This window comes from Paenibacillus nitricinens (assembly GCF_052056485.1).
GTDB lineage: Bacteria > Bacillota > Bacilli > Paenibacillales > Paenibacillaceae > Paenibacillus_AQ > Paenibacillus_AQ nitricinens.
The window spans coordinates 5,878,747-5,896,694 of sequence record NZ_CP183948.1; the positions used below are offsets into that span (position 1 = coordinate 5,878,747).

At 46.8% G+C, this 17,948-nt stretch carries 10 protein-coding genes, 16 tRNA genes and 2 rRNA genes; 1 reads left to right on the plus strand and 27 read right to left on the minus strand.

The features are described 5' to 3' along the window. Positions 1-34 precede the first annotated feature (34 nt). From ACN6KS_RS26070 to ACN6KS_RS26105, 8 genes are all read right to left on the minus strand, one after another. Entirely contained in the window at positions 35-697 is a 663-nt protein-coding gene (locus tag ACN6KS_RS26070; protein ID WP_440960801.1) for a methionine ABC transporter permease, read from the minus strand. Then, complete coding sequence (locus ACN6KS_RS26075) at positions 690-1,451, minus strand: methionine ABC transporter ATP-binding protein (RefSeq protein WP_094874523.1); 762 nt, start codon at positions 1,449-1,451, stop codon at positions 690-692. Before ACN6KS_RS26075 ends, ACN6KS_RS26070 begins: the two co-directional genes overlap by 8 nt. Positions 1,452-1,825: 374 nt before the next feature. Next, complete coding sequence (locus ACN6KS_RS26080; RefSeq protein WP_094878675.1) at positions 1,826-3,223, minus strand: ADP-ribosylglycohydrolase family protein; 1,398 nt, start codon at positions 3,221-3,223, stop codon at positions 1,826-1,828. Between the two features lie 3 nt (positions 3,224-3,226). Then, positions 3,227-4,180, minus strand: coding sequence for a nucleoside hydrolase (locus ACN6KS_RS26085; RefSeq protein WP_094874517.1), 954 nt, complete (start codon positions 4,178-4,180; stop codon positions 3,227-3,229). 44 nt (positions 4,181-4,224) lie between these two features. Beyond that, positions 4,225-5,163, minus strand: a complete 939-nt coding sequence (locus ACN6KS_RS26090) for an ABC transporter permease (protein ID WP_440960802.1) — start codon at positions 5,161-5,163, stop codon at positions 4,225-4,227. Continuing rightward, positions 5,160-6,206: an ABC transporter permease gene (locus tag ACN6KS_RS26095; RefSeq protein WP_042131006.1), complete on the minus strand. Its 1,047-nt coding sequence runs from the start codon at positions 6,204-6,206 to the stop codon at positions 5,160-5,162. The genes ACN6KS_RS26090 and ACN6KS_RS26095 overlap by 4 nt, the downstream gene beginning before the upstream one ends. Further along, the gene (locus tag ACN6KS_RS26100) at positions 6,199-7,761 is read right to left on the minus strand and encodes an ABC transporter ATP-binding protein (RefSeq protein WP_440960803.1); all 1,563 of its coding nucleotides are present in this window, start codon (positions 7,759-7,761) and stop codon (positions 6,199-6,201) included. Before ACN6KS_RS26100 ends, ACN6KS_RS26095 begins: the two co-directional genes overlap by 8 nt. A gap of 102 nt (positions 7,762-7,863) precedes the next feature. Then, on the minus strand, positions 7,864-9,003 hold the full coding sequence (locus ACN6KS_RS26105; RefSeq protein WP_094874520.1) for a BMP family ABC transporter substrate-binding protein: 1,140 nt from the start codon (positions 9,001-9,003) through the stop codon (positions 7,864-7,866). Between the two features lie 326 nt (positions 9,004-9,329). Between ACN6KS_RS26105 and ACN6KS_RS26110 the strand changes: the two genes are divergently transcribed. After that, positions 9,330-10,079, plus strand: a complete 750-nt coding sequence (locus ACN6KS_RS26110; RefSeq protein ID WP_094874521.1) for an AraC family transcriptional regulator — start codon at positions 9,330-9,332, stop codon at positions 10,077-10,079. A gap of 134 nt (positions 10,080-10,213) precedes the next feature. Here the strand turns inward: ACN6KS_RS26110 and ACN6KS_RS26115 are convergent. From ACN6KS_RS26115 to ACN6KS_RS26205, 19 genes are all read right to left on the minus strand, one after another. Continuing rightward, positions 10,214-10,292, minus strand: a tRNA-Leu gene (locus ACN6KS_RS26115). 14 nt (positions 10,293-10,306) lie between these two features. Next, positions 10,307-10,380, minus strand: a tRNA-Cys gene (locus tag ACN6KS_RS26120). Positions 10,381-10,390: 10 nt separating this feature from the next. Further along, positions 10,391-10,465 (minus strand) — tRNA-Gly (locus ACN6KS_RS26125). A gap of 6 nt (positions 10,466-10,471) precedes the next feature. Continuing rightward, positions 10,472-10,546, minus strand: a tRNA-Gln gene (locus tag ACN6KS_RS26130). Between the two features lie 19 nt (positions 10,547-10,565). Further along, positions 10,566-10,641, minus strand: a tRNA-His gene (locus tag ACN6KS_RS26135). A gap of 45 nt (positions 10,642-10,686) precedes the next feature. After that, a tRNA-His gene (locus tag ACN6KS_RS26140) sits at positions 10,687-10,762 on the minus strand. A gap of 23 nt (positions 10,763-10,785) precedes the next feature. Beyond that, positions 10,786-10,859 (minus strand) — tRNA-Trp (locus tag ACN6KS_RS26145). 5 nt (positions 10,860-10,864) lie between these two features. Beyond that, positions 10,865-10,950: transfer RNA gene (locus ACN6KS_RS26150), tRNA-Tyr, on the minus strand. 5 nt (positions 10,951-10,955) lie between these two features. Then, a tRNA-Thr gene (locus ACN6KS_RS26155) sits at positions 10,956-11,031 on the minus strand. A gap of 27 nt (positions 11,032-11,058) precedes the next feature. After that, positions 11,059-11,134 (minus strand) — tRNA-Phe (locus ACN6KS_RS26160). A gap of 10 nt (positions 11,135-11,144) precedes the next feature. Continuing rightward, a tRNA-Asp gene (locus ACN6KS_RS26165) sits at positions 11,145-11,222 on the minus strand. A 26-nt stretch (positions 11,223-11,248) separates the two neighbouring features. After that, positions 11,249-11,325: transfer RNA gene (locus tag ACN6KS_RS26170), tRNA-Met, on the minus strand. 17 nt (positions 11,326-11,342) lie between these two features. Beyond that, positions 11,343-11,418: transfer RNA gene (locus ACN6KS_RS26175), tRNA-Val, on the minus strand. A 55-nt stretch (positions 11,419-11,473) separates the two neighbouring features. Further along, positions 11,474-11,548, minus strand: a tRNA-Glu gene (locus ACN6KS_RS26180). Between the two features lie 18 nt (positions 11,549-11,566). Next, a tRNA-Ser gene (locus ACN6KS_RS26185) sits at positions 11,567-11,659 on the minus strand. A 3-nt stretch (positions 11,660-11,662) separates the two neighbouring features. Beyond that, positions 11,663-11,738, minus strand: a tRNA-Asn gene (locus ACN6KS_RS26190). 60 nt (positions 11,739-11,798) lie between these two features. Then, positions 11,799-14,726: ribosomal RNA gene (locus ACN6KS_RS26195) — 23S ribosomal RNA — on the minus strand. A 233-nt stretch (positions 14,727-14,959) separates the two neighbouring features. Next, positions 14,960-16,517 (minus strand): 16S ribosomal RNA (locus tag ACN6KS_RS26200). The 16S and 23S rRNA genes sit together here with 16 tRNA genes alongside, the layout of an rRNA operon. A gap of 429 nt (positions 16,518-16,946) precedes the next feature. Next, complete coding sequence (locus ACN6KS_RS26205; protein ID WP_341135740.1) at positions 16,947-17,825, minus strand: nucleotidyltransferase-like protein; 879 nt, start codon at positions 17,823-17,825, stop codon at positions 16,947-16,949. Positions 17,826-17,948 lie beyond the last annotated feature (123 nt).

Below are 17,948 nucleotides of genomic sequence, written 5' to 3' on the forward strand. Positions count from 1 at the left end.
TGTATTTCCATGCTTTGCAATGAAGGGTAAACGATCAACGCTTATCTAACAGCCGCGAAATCGTTCCTCCTGTGAATTGAACCATCTGAACTAATACAATCATCACAACAATCGCATAGATCATCACTTCAGTCTCAAAACGCTGATAGCCATAACGGATCGCAAAATCGCCAACCCCGCCCCCTCCAACAACCCCCATTACGGTCGAGTAAGAGATAAAACTAATGGTAGAGGTAGTAAGCCCGAGCACCAGACCCGAACGGGCCTCTACATACAGGAATTTAAAGATCAACCCCAGCTTCGAGGCTCCCATAGACAACGCCGCTTCTATGACTCCTTTAGGAACCTCCAGCAAAGACTGCTCCACCAGACGTGAGTAATAAGCAATAGCAACTATGGATAATGGAACCGTGGCTGCCATTGTTCCAATCGCAGTTCCGACAAGGAAACGAGTGACGGGAATAAGTGCAACGACAAGCAGCAGGAATGGAAATGAACGGATAATATTTACGATGCTGTTAAGCACCAGTGACAATGTTTTATTCTCATAGAGCTGCCCTTTTCGGCAAAAGAACAACAACGTCCCGAGCGGAAGCCCCAGCAGCAGTGCGGCACCAACAGAAATGCCGACCATTATAAAAGTTTCTCCAATCGACTCCCACATCTGTGCCTGATATTGAAGTACATTATCAAACATGAGTTTCCCCCGCTTTACCCAGAATTTGATCCCGGTAGGAGCCAGTACGAACTGCAGCAGGCCGGAAATCACCGTCATCGCGAGAGAACGAATCTACGATTCGACCCTTTTCCATTACGGATACGTGCGTGCAAATGCTTTTGACAACATCCATCTCATGCGTAACAATCACTACAGTAACCCCAAGGCCCCCATTAATATGCTTCAGGACATTCAGAATATCCGCAGTTGTTCCTGGATCTAGTGAGGATGTTGGTTCGTCACATAGCAATAGTCCTGGACTGTTAGAAAGCGCCCGGGCGATCGCCACACGTTGTCGTTGTCCTCCACTTAGCTGTGCGGGATATTGCTCTGCCTTATCAGCCAATCCGACAAAATCGAGACATTCCTTCACCCGCTTCATCCGTTCACGCTTCGGCACCCCTGCCAGTTCCAGAGGGATCGAAATGTTGCGGCTTACCGTGACGTTATTGACCAGATTAAATTGCTGAAAAATCATCCCAATCTTTTCCCTAGCTTTCCGTAGCTGTTTACTCGGCATTCCGGTTAAATGTTGCCCTTCTACGGTTACTGTCCCTTGGTCCGGCTTTTCCAGCAGATTAATTAGTCGCAGCAGTGTGGATTTCCCTGCACCGCTTTCACCAATAATCCCGTGAATCGATCCTTTCTTCACATCCAGCGATACATCATCCACCGCCTGATACATGCCGTCCTTCAGCTTGAAGGCTTTACTCACCCCACTCAGCGATAGGATTGCAAACTCCCCCTTCCTTTCCATTTATACTGGAACCTTCTAAGCCAAGGTTTGTACTATAATTATTTAAAAACTGTTTTACTAAAAATCTCTTTAAATAATAAGGCATTTTATGTTCTGTGTCATCATTTTTCTTCAAATGATATATCAGGAAAAAATAGTGATAACATAAAAACCCTTTATACCGGGCTATTTTTAAGTGTTTATCTCCCTAATAAATTACTGTACAACTCCCTCTTCAAATCAGGATTCTCCTGTTACCTAACTCCTAAACCCCTGTTACATCTATTTCAAGAACTAGATAGCTACGAAAAAAAGGATGTCTAAGCTCGATAGCTTAAGACATCCTTTTTTTTCTATTCGCATTCCCTGATCTAAGACTTTCCGTCAAGCTCCTTGCGAATCTTCAAGAACACCTGATAGCTTCGCTCCGCGCATTCCGAAATCGCTATCGGATGGAACCCAGGCAGATCCGCATATAGCGTATCATGGAGCGGTTCAACCCACGAAGCCGGCAGCACACTTGCTCCAAGCTTCGCTCCCATAATAGAACCAACTGTAGCACCATTACAGTCTGTATCCATTCCGCCGTAAACGGATGTAACGACCGCTTTTTCAAAATCATTCCCCCCATAGACTAGCGAAGCAGCCACAAGAGCTGCATTATTATTGGTATGCACCGCATCATAATGACTGAATGTATCCCAAATTTTACTCACTAATTCACGCTCACTCTTGGCCTTCTGTGCAATATCTATACCCCGTAGAACGTCACTTGCCAGACGGCTAGTACTAGGGATCTCACTAAGAGCAATCTCAAGAATACGCTCGTTATCTTTTTCAGCAAAAGCTGCCGAAATCATCGCCGCATTAAACATTTCGCCATAGATCCCGTTCTTCACATGTGAAAAAGAAGCATCGCGCCAGCCTAACTCCGCCGCAAGCTCAGGATGACCCGCCGCACCATAAGCCAGCCCGTCTGCGCGTATTGCCGCACCAATCCATTCCCGGTAAGGATTTAAGTGCATCCGCACTCTTTCCTGCCGCGCCAACCAATCCGCAGGCTTCTCACCATGCAGATGAGACGTCTCCTGTGCAAAATTCATATACGACTGTGTCTCTGCCGTACATACCTGAGCATATGTCAGATATTTATGCCAGAGCTTCCCGATATCCCAAGAATCCCAGTCCAGCCCCTTCTGCTCCAGCAACATAAGGCCTAGAACCGTGTAACGAATATCATCATCGCTCTCCATAAACTTAATAGTCTCGCTGGTACTCGCATACGTCCAATCACTTAAACCAAGGCCATATTCTGCCTCTGCCCGCGAATGCCCAGGCGTATAACCAGTAATTGGCCATGCGTCCGCACCCCGGAACCACAGCTCAATATTCTCCCAGCCCGGGCGTCCATCTTTACCGTAGAGGTAGTCCCAATACTCCAGTGGTTTGCCAAGTGCGCAACCGACACTTCTACCTAGCCAAGCTCCGTAGAACTTATCTCTCCATTCTGCTTCGCTCCAGTCAGCCTCAAGCTTGCGTGGACCTTCTGGACGTAGACGACGAATCTCTTCCAGTGAAGACGGCTCTTCATAAGGAAAGTCCTCAGCAACCGTGAGCTCCATCAACTCGTTGTATACTTGCATCAGCTTAATCTCATCGGCACCTGCAGCAGCTAGTTTATCCGCGAAGCCGTTAATCCTGCAGCCTTCTTCTCCACGCTGAACCAATTCAAACTGAACCGTCTCCTGAAGTCTCTCCCATCCTGCCATAGGTTAATTCCCTTCAGCCGCAAGCAGCTCTTGATCTAGCTTTTCCAGTGAATCAAAGATCAGTTTCATAAATGCTTCCCGGTCTACTCCCACCAGAACTTCTACATTTGCTGGACGATCTGTCTTCTTTCGTTTGTCTGCAACCGTCATTCCACGTGTTAGCTTGCCTTCTGTCTCTACCGTTACATATAGATGCTCGGATTCAAACAGTTCTGGATGCAAGAGCCAAGCTACGGCGCATGGATCATGCAGTGCACTGCCGACATAGCCCATTTTCTTTCCGAAGATCGAATAGAAATCTAACAGCTCTCCGACCATAGTGGACACTGGCCCACGCTCTTTCAATGCTGCGATCTCATCTTCGAAAATGGCTGCCTTATCAGTCACATCCAGACCACTCATCGTAATCGGAATACCCGACTCAAACACGATACGAGCAGCTTCAGGATCTACATAGATGTTAAACTCCGCAGTAGAGGTTACATTTCCATAAGAAATTCCTCCGCCCATCAGTGAAATCTTTTCAATTCTTTCCTTAATCTCTGGATAAGCAGTGATTAGCAGGGCGATATTTGTTAAAGGAGCCATCGGTACGAGCGTAATCTTCTCCTCCGAAGAACGGATAATATTCAGCATAAATTCCACAGCGCCTTCTTCTACAGGCCGGAATTTACTTGGTGGCAACATTGGGCCGTCCATGCCTGATTCACCATGTGCTTCCTCACCAGTAACAAGCTTGCCGAACAGCGGACCCGCAGCCCCCTTGGCTACAGGAATATCAGCATTCACAAAGCTGATCACTTTAAGTGCGTTTTCTGTAATTTTATCGAGGATCTGGTTTCCACCAACCGTTGTAATCCCGCGCAGATCCAGCTTCTCCGAATTTGCTATTGCAAGCAGGATAGCGATTGCGTCATCATGCCCTGGATCGCAGTCAATAATAATAGGTGTTCGCATAGTCATTCACTCCTTAGTTGTATAAATCCTCGTTATTTCTATCGCTATTTCATTAGCGGGCTCTTTAGCTTTTTGTTCTTCTTCCGTGTCTCAGATACGGCATAGATCACTAGTCCAATTACCGTTGCTACATAAGGAAGCGTGCCGATTAGCTCCGCAGGAATTTTCAGCACCTGAAGCGCATTCGACAATGCATCTGCGGTACCAAATAAAACAGAAGTTAACGCCGTACCTACTGTCGTACTTCTCCCCATAGACTCTGCCGCAATGGCAATCCAGCCCCGACCAGCGATCATATCGCGAGTGAACAGTGACAGGTAACCCATCGACATGTATGCCCCACCCAAACCAGCGAAAAATCCACTAAGCAGCAAAGCCATATACTGTATTTTCACAACACTTACACCTACAGATTGAGCTGCGTGTGGATTTTCACCCACTGAACGAATGCGCAGACCAAGCGGTGTACGGTTTAAGAGATAGTAGACAACAAACACAGCAATGATAGATACATAGGTCAAAATGTGATGCCCTGATAAAATCGGCCCCAGCACCGGAATATCCTTCAGCAAAGGAATCTCTACACTAGGTAGCACTTTACTCGCCAGAGAAGTAGAAGATCCCTTGTCTCCACTAAGTAGATAAAGAATAAACACGGTTCCTCCCGAGGCGAACATATTAATAGCTACACCACCGAGTATGATATGTGTTTTGAATTTCAGTGTGAAAAAAGCTAAGATTCCAGCGATCAATGTTCCGGACATCACGGCCCCGAGTAAACCTACCCACGCGCTATGCGTGTAGCTGCTTACAATGACACCGGCTAACGCCGCGACAAGCATTATGCCTTCCATACCAATGTTGATGATACCAGCCCTATTAGAGATTAACGCTCCCAATGCGGCGAATAGAATCGGTGTCGTCACCCGAAGAACAGAAAACGCAAAGTCAGTCGTAAAAATTACATCAAACAAGCTGTTCACGCTTCCTTCGCCTCCTTCAAGAGCATCCGATTTTTCCAGAACTTCAGAAATTGCTCTGCTGAAATCAGAAGAATGATAATCGCCTGTATAATAGAAATCATCTCTGAAGGTACATCAGACAGACGTGCCATCATATCGGCTCCGATCCGGATATACGCAAGGAATAATGCTGCACCGATTACGGATAGCGGATTATTCTTGGCTAACATCGCTACAAGAGCACCATCTAAACCATAACCTGGTAACGAGGTCCATTGGAATCGGTTGTACATCCCTAGCACTTCTACGGAACCCCCCATCCCCGCGATAAAACCAGCAATCAAGTGAACCAGTATAATAACCTTCGCGGTCTTCATGCCTGAATAACGTGCAAAGTTCCGGTTGATGCCTGTCATTCGCAGCTCATATCCCCATTTAGTCTTGTATAGGAATAAATGTGCTGCAATAATAAGCACGATAACGATAATAAGTCCGGTATGAATACGGGTGCCAGGTACCATTTTACTCAGCAGTGCCGTTTTCTCGAATTTGTAGGATACATTGGCAAATGCTTTTGCATCACGTAAGTGATAGTTCAATAGATATAAACCTACTCCAAACAAAATATTATTGAACATCAAGGATGTAACCAGCTCATTGGCATTCCATTTGGCTTTGAGGATGCCGGGTATTGCCGAGAGCAATGCTCCTACAATAGAACCCGCAGCAATAGCTACGATCGGATGAAGCCACCCGTCCAGCGTTAAATGAATAGCCAACACGGAAGTCACAACACCGGAGAAATAGAAAATCCCTTCAGCTCCCAAGTTGAACATATTTGCCCGGAACAACAAAGAAACTGCTAATCCAGTGAACATGAGCGGAATGGCCATCTCAATCACATTACCGATATGGCCTTTACTGGATAGCGGCTCAAATAGGAATATCCCAATTGTCTTCACCGGCTGATTACTGACCAATGAGATGATCAGAAAAGCAATAGCGAGTGCAATTACGATGACTGCCGATGTTCGAATGTATTCAAAATATTTTACTTTAAACATGATTTACGGCCCTCCTGATTTGCTCCTCGTCCTGTCGATGAATCCCTAGCATATAAAGCCCTAATTCTTCTTCACTAACCTTGGAAGGCTCCTCGAAAAAGGCAACAATCTTTCCTTCATACATCACTAGTAGACTATCGCTGATCTCCAAGATCTCATTTAAGTCTGCTGACACTAGCAAAATAGCGCAATCGTCTGAGCGCAGCTCCAACAGCTTTTGATGTATGAACTGCGCCGCGCCTATATCTACGCCCCTTGTCGGCTGCTCTGCAATAAGCAGTTGCGGTTCTGTAGAACACTCTCTTGCCACTACTACCTTCTGCATGTTACCACCTGATAACATTCCTATTGGCTGAGAAGGTCCCGAACAGCGGACTTTAAATTCTTCTACAAGTGATACTGCAAGCTTGGCAATTCGTGATCCATTTAAAAAGGGACCTTTATTCATAGCTTTTGTACGATACTGAGTAGACAGCAGATTATCCGCTATGCTCGCATCACTGGCTATCCCTTGATGCATCCGATCCTCTGGGATATAGGAAACGCCTAGCTTACGAATATCCAAAATATCCGATTCACGAATATCTTTTCCCTTCACTAGCACAGAGCCTTGGCTTGAGACCCCTCTTAGGCTACCCGTAAGAGCCTCAATGAGCTGTGTCTGCCCATTCCCTTCTACACCAGCAATCCCGATAATTTGTCCCCCGCGTACTGCAAAGTTGATATCTGTTAGCAACGCTTTGCCGTGTGCATCATTTACACCTAGAGCTTGCACAGTGAGTACCGGCTCGCCAATAGACAGAATCTCCTTGTCGTATTTCAACACGACGTCTCTGCCCACCATAAGGCGTGAGATTTCTTGCTCCGTGACATCCTTCGTTTGGAAAACACCTTCACTACGTCCACTACGCATGATCGTAATTCTGTCGCAGATCGCTTTCACTTCTTTCAATTTGTGTGAAATAAAAACAATCGTATGTCCCTGCTCTCTTAACTGCTTAAGCTCCCGGAACAATTCCTCTGTTTCCTGCGGGGTCAACACTGCGGTCGGCTCATCCAGAACGAGGATTTTTGCACCTCGCAGCAGCGCCTTCAGAATTTCAACCTTTTGCTTCATACTAACCGTGAGATCCTCCACTTTTGCTTTTGGATCCACTGCCAAATTGTATTTCTTCGCAGTCTCTTCGGTCATGCGTACAGCTTCTGCATAATGGATGCCAACCCCCTTACGGGGCTCCATACCCAGCACCATGTTCTCTGCTACCGTAAAAGAAGGGACCAGCATAAAATGCTGGTGGACCATACCAATTCCTCTATCAATGGCATCCTGAGCAGATTGCAGCTTCACTTTTTCACCCTTGATAAAGATTTCACCTTCACTAGGCTCTTCCATGCCGAACATGATCTTCATTAAAGTTGATTTACCAGCGCCGTTTTCGCCCGCAATCGCATGAATTTCTCCCTCACGTAAAGAAAAATGCACGTCTTTATTTGCAACGACACCATTGGGATACACCTTGGTAATTCCCCGCATTTCCAGCAGAGCTTTGTTCATAGGTCTCAACGCCTTTCGACTTGGAGGTCTGCAAAAATATACAGCTGGAATTCTTCTGAAAGAAGAATCTCCAACTGTAGGTTTATCACTTTATAGCTATACTTAAGGCTTAACTGCGTTACGAATGGCTTCTACTTCAGAGGTTTCCATTCCCATAGCATTATCTACTGTAATTTCTTTGTTGATCAGCTTTTGCTTCACTTCTTCAACTTTAGCCTGAAGATCAGCAGGGAAGATATTTTTATAGATATCATTTTCTGCAATGCCCACACCATCATCTACAAAGCTCAACACATCACGTTTACCCATTTCAAGCGTACCCTCTTGTAATTTCTTCACGGCACCCAGAATAGCCATATCAATCTTTTTAATAGAAGAAGTAACAATCAAGTTTGCTTTTTCGCTATCTGTTGTGTTAAGCAACATCGCCTGATCGGAGTCTACGCCAATAGCGTATTTCTTCTTCTCTTTAGCTGCATCAAAGATCCCAAGACCTGTACCGCCAGCTACGTTAAAAATAACATCTACACCGGAGTTGTATTGAATCAACGAAAGCTCCTTACCTTTAGCCGGGTTAACGAAATCACCAGCATAGGATACAGCGACCTTCACCTCAGGATCAACATATTGAGCGCCCTGAATGTAGCCTACCAGGAAAGCGTTAATTCCTGGAATGTCCATGCCGCCTACAAATCCGATCACATTCTCAGGATTAGCATTAGCCATATCAGATTGAGTAGCTAGTGCTGCTACAGCACCTGCCAGAAAAGATACTTCATTTGTCGCATAAGACATGTTGTACATATTCTCTGGTGCTTCATCTATATCGGTATCATAGTTAATGAATTTTTTGTCTGGATATAATTCAGCCGTTGCATTAAACATCTCTGTAATTTCTGATCCGCCAGAAATAATAACATCCCAGTCCTCAGCGGCGATATCGTTAAACGTAGGCTCCCATTTCGTTTTATCGACACCCATTTCTACAACCTTTGTTTCTGCACCAAGTTCATCCTTAACCTTTTGCAAACCGCTATTCGCAGAGTCAAAGAATGATTTATCCCCAAGCGTACCTGGAATCAGAAGTACAACTTTGAGTTTATCCCCTGAACCCGGTTCTCCACCTTCAGCTGCATTAGATCCTGCATCCGTGGAAGACCCATTACTCGACGTATTATTTCCACAGGCTGTGACCATTACCATTACTACTAGTAACAACAAAGAAAGAACTTTCTTTTTCACTTTTCTATTCCCCCTATTTATAGTTGGTTAGTAATTTGAGAGATTCTCCTTCTTAGTCCATTGCATGTTTCACGATTTAGATGGAAACTCTCATATTGCAGGTTACATTGTTAATAATTCAATGATTTTAACGAATAGACTCTAAAATAGAGATAAAATTATCATTTTCACAAATAATCCGACTAATTCCCGAACGAGATGGCCAGTCAGGTTGCTAATTTCCGGATTTATTGATACGATCATATCAAATATTAATGAAAATAATTATATGATTTCGGTCATATTTTTGTACGATTCGGCTAAAACATAATTAATGGAGGGTCATCATGGATCGTGTTCTATATATTGTAAATGCAGCACATGAGGTTAATACCTATATTCCACCACACCAGCATGAATGTTATGAACTAGTCTATTATTTAAACGGATTAGGAACTACTAATGTAGGTTCGCGAAGTTATCATTTTCGTTCTTCTTCATTCGCGCTGATACCACCCAATCATAAACATGACGAGAATCATCGCGAGGATGCTACTATACTATTTGTAGGCTTCCATTCAAATCACCCAAATATGGAGAATTTGCAAGGCGTATATGAAGATGATAAAGACCATACTGTTCTAGAGATCTTGCTTCGAATGAAAGCAGAGTTTACGCGCAAACAAGATGGATTCTCTGAACTATTGAACCTGCAAATGAGCGAAATCACTGTTCATCTGATACGGCTTCTTAGCGCATCTGGATTTCAATCGCCAACGGAAGACAGAGTCCAATATGTTCTAAACTATATGAATGAGCATTACCGCCATAAGCTATCGGTCGCAACACTTTCTGAGATGTCTGGATACAGCTATGATCGTTTCCGCCATTTATTTAAAGAGCGATTCGGTGCTTCACCTCTACGCTATCTACTATTGAAACGTCTGGATTATGCAAAGTCTCTCTTGCAACATACCCAAATGCATATCTCTGAAGTATCAGCTGCTGCTGGGTTTGTGAATGACGCCCAATTTTGCAATATGTTTAAACGTGAAATTGGTCTCACTCCACGAGCATTCCGCCTAAGCAGTCAATAAAACAACACTCCACACAAAAAGGCCGTTGAATTAGAGACGCCTCTAATTCAACGGCTTAAGAATAAAAGCTCAAAGACAAAGAAAAAAGGTTTGTAAAGTTGCTTATACAAGCGACTTTACAAACCTTTTTGATATACCGGCGAGAGGACTCGAACCTCCACGGTTTCCCTCTCGATTTTGAGTCGAGCGCGTCTGCCATTCCGCCACGCCGGCACATATGAACTTAATGGAGGCGCCACCCAGATTTGAACTGGGGATAAAGCTTTTGCAGAGCTTTGCCTTACCACTTGGCTATGGCGCCATGTAAAATATGGAGCGGACGACGGGAATCGAACCCGCGACCCTCGCCTTGGCAAGGCGATGCTCTACCGCTGAGCCACGTCCGCATAAAATGGCTGGGGATATAGGATTTGAACCTATGCATGACGGAGTCAAAGTCCGTTGCCTTACCGCTTGGCTAATCCCCAATAACATTTTAAAGTAAAATGGGGCGACTGATGGGTCTCGAACCCACGAATGCCGGAACCACAATCCGGTGCGTTAACCCCTTCGCCACAGTCGCCATATTAAACTGAAATTCGTTGCCATTCTTCTTTGTTAAAGTAAATGGGGCGACCGATGGGTCTCGAACCCACGAATGCCGGAACCACAATCCGGTGCGTTAACCCCTTCGCCACGATCGCCATATTAAACTTTAGAAAGAATTTGGCAGGGGCAGCAGGAATTGAACCCACACCAACGGTTTTGGAGACCGTTGTTCTACCTTTAAACTATGCCCCTAAAACTGGTGGAGGATGATGGATTCGAACCACCGAACACTTACGTGAGCAGATTTACAGTCTGATGCGTTTGGCCACTTCGCTAATCCTCCAAGGATGGTGCCGGCGAGAGGACTTGAACCCCCAACCTACTGATTACAAGTCAGTTGCTCTACCAATTGAGCTACACCGGCATGGCACTCATTCTATTGTGAAAATCATGGTGGCTCGAGACGGATTCGAACCGCCGACACGAGGATTTTCAGTCCTCTGCTCTACCGACTGAGCTATCGAGCCAAGGTAAAAATGGCGGAACCGACGAGATTCGAACTCGCGATCTCCTGCGTGACAGGCAGGCATGTTAGGCCAACTACACCACGGTTCCAAAAGATATAATTTCTTGATGAAAATTGGTTGCGGGGGCAGGATTTGAACCTGCGGCCTTCGGGTTATGAGCCCGACGAGCTACCGGGCTGCTCCACCCCGCGTCGTTCTTAAATGAATATGGTGGAGGCTGAGGGGATCGAACCCCCGACCCTCTGCTTGTAAGGCAGATGCTCTCCCAGCTGAGCTAAGCCTCCATAAACAACAATTGTTATTGTACCAAAGTCCACTATGTAAAATCAAGTGAAAATTTGGTGACCCGTATGGGATTCGAACCCATGTTACCTCCGTGAAAGGGAGGTGTCTTAACCCCTTGACCAACGGGCCATACTAAGTAAAAATTTGTGGCGGAGAGAGAGGGATTCGAACCCTCGAGACGCTTGTGGCGCCTACACGATTTCCAATCGTGCTCCTTCGGCCAAACTCGGACACCTCTCCATATGGCTCCCCGAACAGGACTCGAACCTGTGACAACTCGATTAACAGTCGAGTGCTCTACCAACTGAGCTATCAGGGAATATTCATACCAGGCTTGATGCCTGAAAACTGAATCCGAATTGAATTTGCGTTTTAAGTATAGGATAAGCCCTCGACCGATTAGTATTGGTCAGCTCCATGCATTACTGCACTTCCACCTCCAACCTATCTACCTCGTCGTCTTCAAGGGGTCTTACTAATTGGGAAATCTCATCTTGAGGGGGGCTTCACGCTTAGATGCTTTCAGCGCTTATCCCGTCCGTACGTAGCTACTCAGCCATGCTCCTGGCGGAACAACTGATGCACCAGCGGTACGTCCATCCCGGTCCTCTCGTACTAAGGACAGCTCCTCTCAAATTTCCTGCGCCCACGACAGATAGGGACCGAACTGTCTCACGACGTTCTGAACCCAGCTCGCGTACCGCTTTAATGGGCGAACAGCCCAACCCTTGGGACCTACTTCAGCCCCAGGATGCGATGAGCCGACATCGAGGTGCCAAACCTCCCCGTCGATGTGGACTCTTGGGGGAGATAAGCCTGTTATCCCCAGGGTAGCTTTTATCCGTTGAGCGATGGCCCTTCCATGCGGTACCACCGGATCACTAAGTCCGACTTTCGTCCCTGCTCGACTTGTAGGTCTCGCAGTCAAGCTCCCTTATGCCTTTGCACTCTTCGAATGATTTCCAACCATTCTGAGGGAACCTTGGAACGCCTCCGTTACTCTTTAGGAGGCGACCGCCCCAGTCAAACTGCCCGCCTGACACGGTCCCCGTACCGGATTACGGTACTAGGTTAGAACCTAGATACGATCAGGGTGGTATCCCAACGGCGCCTCCACCGAAGCTTGCGCTCCGATTTCTACGGCTCCCACCTATCCTGTACAGATCGTACCCAAATTCAATATCAAGCTGCAGTAAAGCTCCATGGGGTCTTTCCGTCTTGTCGCGGGTAACCTGCATCTTCACAGGTATTAAAATTTCACCGGATCTCTCGTTGAGACAGCGCCCAAGTCGTTACGCCATTCGTGCGGGTCAGAATTTACCTGACAAGGAATTTCGCTACCTTAGGACCGTTATAGTTACGGCCGCCGTTTACTGGGGCTTCGGTTCATAGCTTCGGGTTACCCCTAACCACTCCCCTTAACCTTCCAGCACCGGGCAGGCGTCAGCCCGTATACTTCGCCTTGCGGCTTCGCACAGACCTGTGTTTTTGCTAAACAGTCGCTTGGGCCTTTTCACTGCGGCCCCCTCGTGCTATTCACACTACCGGGGCACCCCTTCTCCCGAAGTTACGGGGTCATTTTGCCGAGTTCCTTAACGAGAGTTCTTCCGCGCGCCTTAGAATTCTCTTCTCGCCTACCTGTGTCGGTTTGCGGTACGGGCACCTTCTCCTGGCTAGAGGCTTTTCTTGGCAGTGTGAGATCATGACCTTCGCTACTGTAATTTTCGCTCCCCATCACAGCCCAGCCTTAACGATGTGCGGATTTGCCTACACATCAGCCTCACTGCTTAGACGGACATATCCATCAGTCCGCGTCACTACCCTCCTGCGTCACCCCATCGCTCATAGCGGATTACGGTGGTACAGTAATTTCAAACTGTTGTCCTTCGACTACGCCTTTCGGCCTCGCCTTAGGTCCCGACTTACCCTGAGCGGACGAGCCTTCCTCAGGAAACCTTGGGCTTTCGGCGGATCAGATTCTCACTGATCTTTTCGTTACTCATACCGGCATTCTCACTTGTATGCTGTCCAGCGCTCCTTACGGTACACCTTCAACCCACATACAACGCTCCCCTACCCCAGATACATAGTATCTAGCCATAGCTTCGGTGGTGTGTTTAGCCCCGTTACATTTTCGGCGCAGAGTCACTCGACCAGTGAGCTATTACGCACTCTTTCAATGGTGGCTGCTTCTAAGCCAACATCCTGGTTGTCTGTGCAACTCCACATCCTTTCCCACTTAACACACACTTGGGGACCTTAGCTGATGGTCTGGGCTGTTTCCCTTTTGACAATGGATCTTAGCACTCACTGTCTGACTCCCGGCAATAAGTATATGGCATTCGGAGTTTGACTGAGCTTGGTAATCCTTGCGGACCCCGCACCCAATCAGTGCTCTACCTCCACTACTCTTATACCGAGGCTAGCCCTAAAGCTATTTCGGGGAGAACCAGCTATCTCCGAGTTCGATTGGAATTTCTCCGCTACCCCCACCTCATCCCCGCATTTTTCAACATGCGTGGGTTCGGGCCTCCAGTGCGTGTTACCGCACCTTCACCCTGGACAGGGGTAGATCACACGGTTTCGGGTCTACGTCCACATACTCATTCGCCCTATTCAGACTCGCTTTCGCTGCGGCTCCGTCTTCTCGACTTAACCTTGCATGTTAAACGTAACTCGCCGGTTCATTCTACAAAAGGCACGCCATCACCCATTAATAGGGCTCTGACTTTTTGTAAGCACACGGTTTCAGGTTCTATTTCACTCCCCTTCCGGGGTGCTTTTCACCTTTCCCTCACGGTACTGTTTCACTATCGGTCGCCAGGTAGTATTTAGCCTTAGCAGATGGTCCTGCTGGATTCATACGGGGTTTCACGTGCCCCGCACTACTCGGGATCCGTCTCGGAGAGAACACAGTTTAGGCTACAGGGCTTTTACCTCTATCGCGGGCCTTTCCAGACCTCTTCACCTACCATATTCCTTTGTAACTCCATGTGAGACGTCCCACAACCCCTAAGAGCAAGCTCTTAGGTTTAGGCTGTTCCGCGTTCGCTCGCCGCTACTGACGGAATCACTATTGTTTTCTCTTCCTCAGGGTACTTAGATGTTTCAGTTCCCCTGGTCTGCCTCTACATCTCCTATGTGTTCAGAGATGAGTAACTGCGAATTACCACAGCTGGGTTTCCCCATTCGGACACCCCCGGATCAAAGCTTGCTTACAGCTCCCCGAGGCAGTTTCGTTGTTCGCCACGTCCTTCGTCGGCTCCTGGCGCCTAGGCATCCTCCGTGTGCTCTTATTAGCTTAACCTTGATTTTTCCTAAGAAAAATCTCACTAATAACATTTACTTGTTTGCACAAGTTGCTAAAAGATGTTCTAAAACGCAAATTCGTTTCGGTATCCAGTTTTCAAGGATCAAGTCTTACTTGAGAGCTTAAACTCTCAAAACTGAGCAACGAGTGAGTAACAGGCCTAAACCTGAGATTGTGGAAGTTTAACTTCCGATTTGAATGTCTCCATTGCAGGAAACGATTCTCCATAGAAAGGAGGTGATCCAGCCGCACCTTCCGATACGGCTACCTTGTTACGACTTCACCCCAATCATCTACCCCACCTTCGGCGGCTGGCTCCCTTGCGGGTTACCCCACCGACTTCGGGTGTTGTAAACTCTCGTGGTGTGACGGGCGGTGTGTACAAGACCCGGGAACGTATTCACCGCGGCATGCTGATCCGCGATTACTAGCAATTCCGACTTCATGCAGGCGAGTTGCAGCCTGCAATCCGAACTGAGACCGGCTTTGATGGGATTGGCTTCACCTCGCGGCTTCGCTTCCCGTTGTACCGGCCATTGTAGTACGTGTGTAGCCCAGGTCATAAGGGGCATGATGATTTGACGTCATCCCCACCTTCCTCCGGTTTGTCACCGGCAGTCACTCTAGAGTGCCCAACATTACTTGCTGGCAACTAAAGTTAAGGGTTGCGCTCGTTGCGGGACTTAACCCAACATCTCACGACACGAGCTGACGACAACCATGCACCACCTGTCTCCTCTGTCCCGAAGGCCGCCACTATCTCTAGTGGATTCAGAGGGATGTCAAGACCTGGTAAGGTTCTTCGCGTTGCTTCGAATTAAACCACATACTCCACTGCTTGTGCGGGTCCCCGTCAATTCCTTTGAGTTTCAGTCTTGCGACCGTACTCCCCAGGCGGAGTGCTTACTGTGTTAACTTCGGCACCAAGGGTATCGAAACCCCTAACACCTAGCACTCATCGTTTACGGCGTGGACTACCAGGGTATCTAATCCTGTTTGCTCCCCACGCTTTCGCGCCTCAGCGTCAGTTACAGCCCAGAAAGTCGCCTTCGCCACTGGTGTTCCTCCACATATCTACGCATTTCACCGCTACACGTGGAATTCCACTTTCCTCTTCTGTACTCAAGTCACCCAGTTTCCAGTGCGACCTCAGGTTGAGCCCAAGGTTTAAACACCAGACTTAAATGACCGCCTGCGCGCGCTTTACGCCCAATAATTCCGGACAACGCTTGCCCCCTACGTATTACCGCGGCTGCTGGCACGTAGTTAGCCGGGGCTTTCTTCTCAGGTACCGTCACTCCGATAGCAGTTACTCTACCGGACGTTCTTCCCTGGCAACAGAGCTTTACGATCCGAAAACCTTCATCACTCACGCGGCGTTGCTCCGTCAGACTTTCGTCCATTGCGGAAGATTCCCTACTGCTGCCTCCCGTAGGAGTCTGGGCCGTGTCTCAGTCCCAGTGTGGCCGTTCACCCTCTCAGGTCGGCTACGCATCGTCGCCTTGGTGGGCCGTTACCCCACCAACTAGCTAATGCGCCGCAGGCCCATCCCTCAGTGACAGATTGCTCCGTCTTTCATTCTCTCTTCAGGAGAAAAAAGAAATTATCCGGTATTAGCTACCGTTTCCGGTAGTTATCCCAGTCTAAGGGGCAGGTTGCCTACGTGTTACTCACCCGTCCGCCGCTAAATTACTTTGAAAGCAAGCTTTCAAAGTAATTCCGCTCGACTTGCATGTATTAGGCACGCCGCCAGCGTTCGTCCTGAGCCAGGATCAAACTCTCCAATTAGTATTGAAAAGAGCGATATGCTCATTTTGAAACATCTGACGAGAAAATTAATTCTCTTTTTTTTGGATTTCACTTTTGTGATTTCCTACTCACTCGTTGTTCAGTTTTCAAAGATCAAGCTGTTTGTTTCGTCGTTGTGTTGTTCAGCAGCGACCTTTATAATATATCACAGCGTCCTCGTTTTAGTCAACCTTTTTTTTAATTTCTTTTTTCGGTTGTCTTTCGAATGTTTTCGAAAGCACATCTCTGTGTCAGAGGGACGAGTTATAATTTAACACATGAACTATGAAAGAGTCAACCATAAATTTATTAGAATAAATATGAGCGTTTCATAATAGCGTGCAAACAAAAAAGAGAGTGCTTAGCCTCTCCCTATCCCTACTTATTTTATCTATAGATTACCGGCAAATCCTGCATCTAATTTCTTCTCTATAAGGTATATCGGATCGCATGACCCTCTCCCCCATGACCGTCAGCCCATAAAGTAATCTCACGGATTAGCGATCGAGAAACAAGCTTTCGTAAAACTAGGGGCAACTCAGCCTCTAATTGACACAGGCCAGAATGCTGTAGTAATTCTTTTATACTCCACGCTTCCTTACGGCTATTCAGAATATTAAAAAGCAATGCACAACAATCCGTCATTTTGGACATGATCCCAAATTCACACGCTAGAAGTACAAGCTCTACTCTTTGTTCTAAGGTCTCCGTGCTGATGGTTAGTTCCTCATATAGTTTATGGACTGAGGTGTTCATACTTTTAACCTGCTCCCAAATAGCCGGCTCTGGAAATGAACCAGATTCACTCACTTCTATTCTTGCCCAATGATATAGTGCCATCAATACACAGTTATACGAATCCATAATGTAGCCAGCTTCTATATACCGTTTAGATTTCATATACAAATGCAAGAATCGTGCAAACTCCATGAACTCCACTCGTTCCTTAAGAGGCCCTTCAAATTGTAAAATCTCCCGTCGCATATCCCCTAGTATTCCTTTGGGATCCCAAATCACTTCCCCAATCATCAAACTAGTAAGGAGCTCGTTATTATCTCCCGCCATGACAGCCCTCTCCAAAGCGGAAAGGCCAATATGGACTGACTGGGTCCGTGTGTCACCGGCAATGGTGTGGCGAACAATACGTTCTAAATCCTGTTCCTCATGTAAAACTAACACAACCATATCAAAATCGTGAAGTAGTGCGCTTTGAAAAGGAGTACTCCCTTTCTGCCGCAAAGCGACAGCTCCTAAAACATTTTCTTCAAACGTTTCTCCACTCAACAAAGTTACATTGGATAATTCCATGCTTCCCTCCATTAAATTTGGCGAATTTGCGTCCAGTCAGTTATAATTCAGTTATAATTATTATTCTACATATGAAAGACAGTTCCTTCTGGACAACCCAACTATATTTAGTTAGGAGCAAAC

Bases quoted from the DNA above. Each gene is read 5' to 3' on its own strand.
- ACN6KS_RS26070 (WP_440960801.1), bottom strand. From the start codon at position 697: ATGTTTGATAATGTACTTCAATATCAGGCACAGATGTGGGAGTCGATT.
- ACN6KS_RS26080 (WP_094878675.1), bottom strand. From the start codon at position 3,223: ATGGCAGGATGGGAGAGACTTCAGGAGACGGTTCAGTTTGAATTGGTT.
- ACN6KS_RS26085 (WP_094874517.1), bottom strand. From the start codon at position 4,180: ATGCGAACACCTATTATTATTGACTGCGATCCAGGGCATGATGACGCA.
- ACN6KS_RS26095 (WP_042131006.1), bottom strand. From the start codon at position 6,206: ATGTTTAAAGTAAAATATTTTGAATACATTCGAACATCGGCAGTCATC.
- ACN6KS_RS26100 (WP_440960803.1), bottom strand. From the start codon at position 7,761: ATGAACAAAGCTCTGCTGGAAATGCGGGGAATTACCAAGGTGTATCCC.
- ACN6KS_RS26110 (WP_094874521.1), top strand. From the start codon at position 9,330: ATGGATCGTGTTCTATATATTGTAAATGCAGCACATGAGGTTAATACC.
- ACN6KS_RS26205 (WP_341135740.1), bottom strand. From the start codon at position 17,825: ATGGAATTATCCAATGTAACTTTGTTGAGTGGAGAAACGTTTGAAGAA.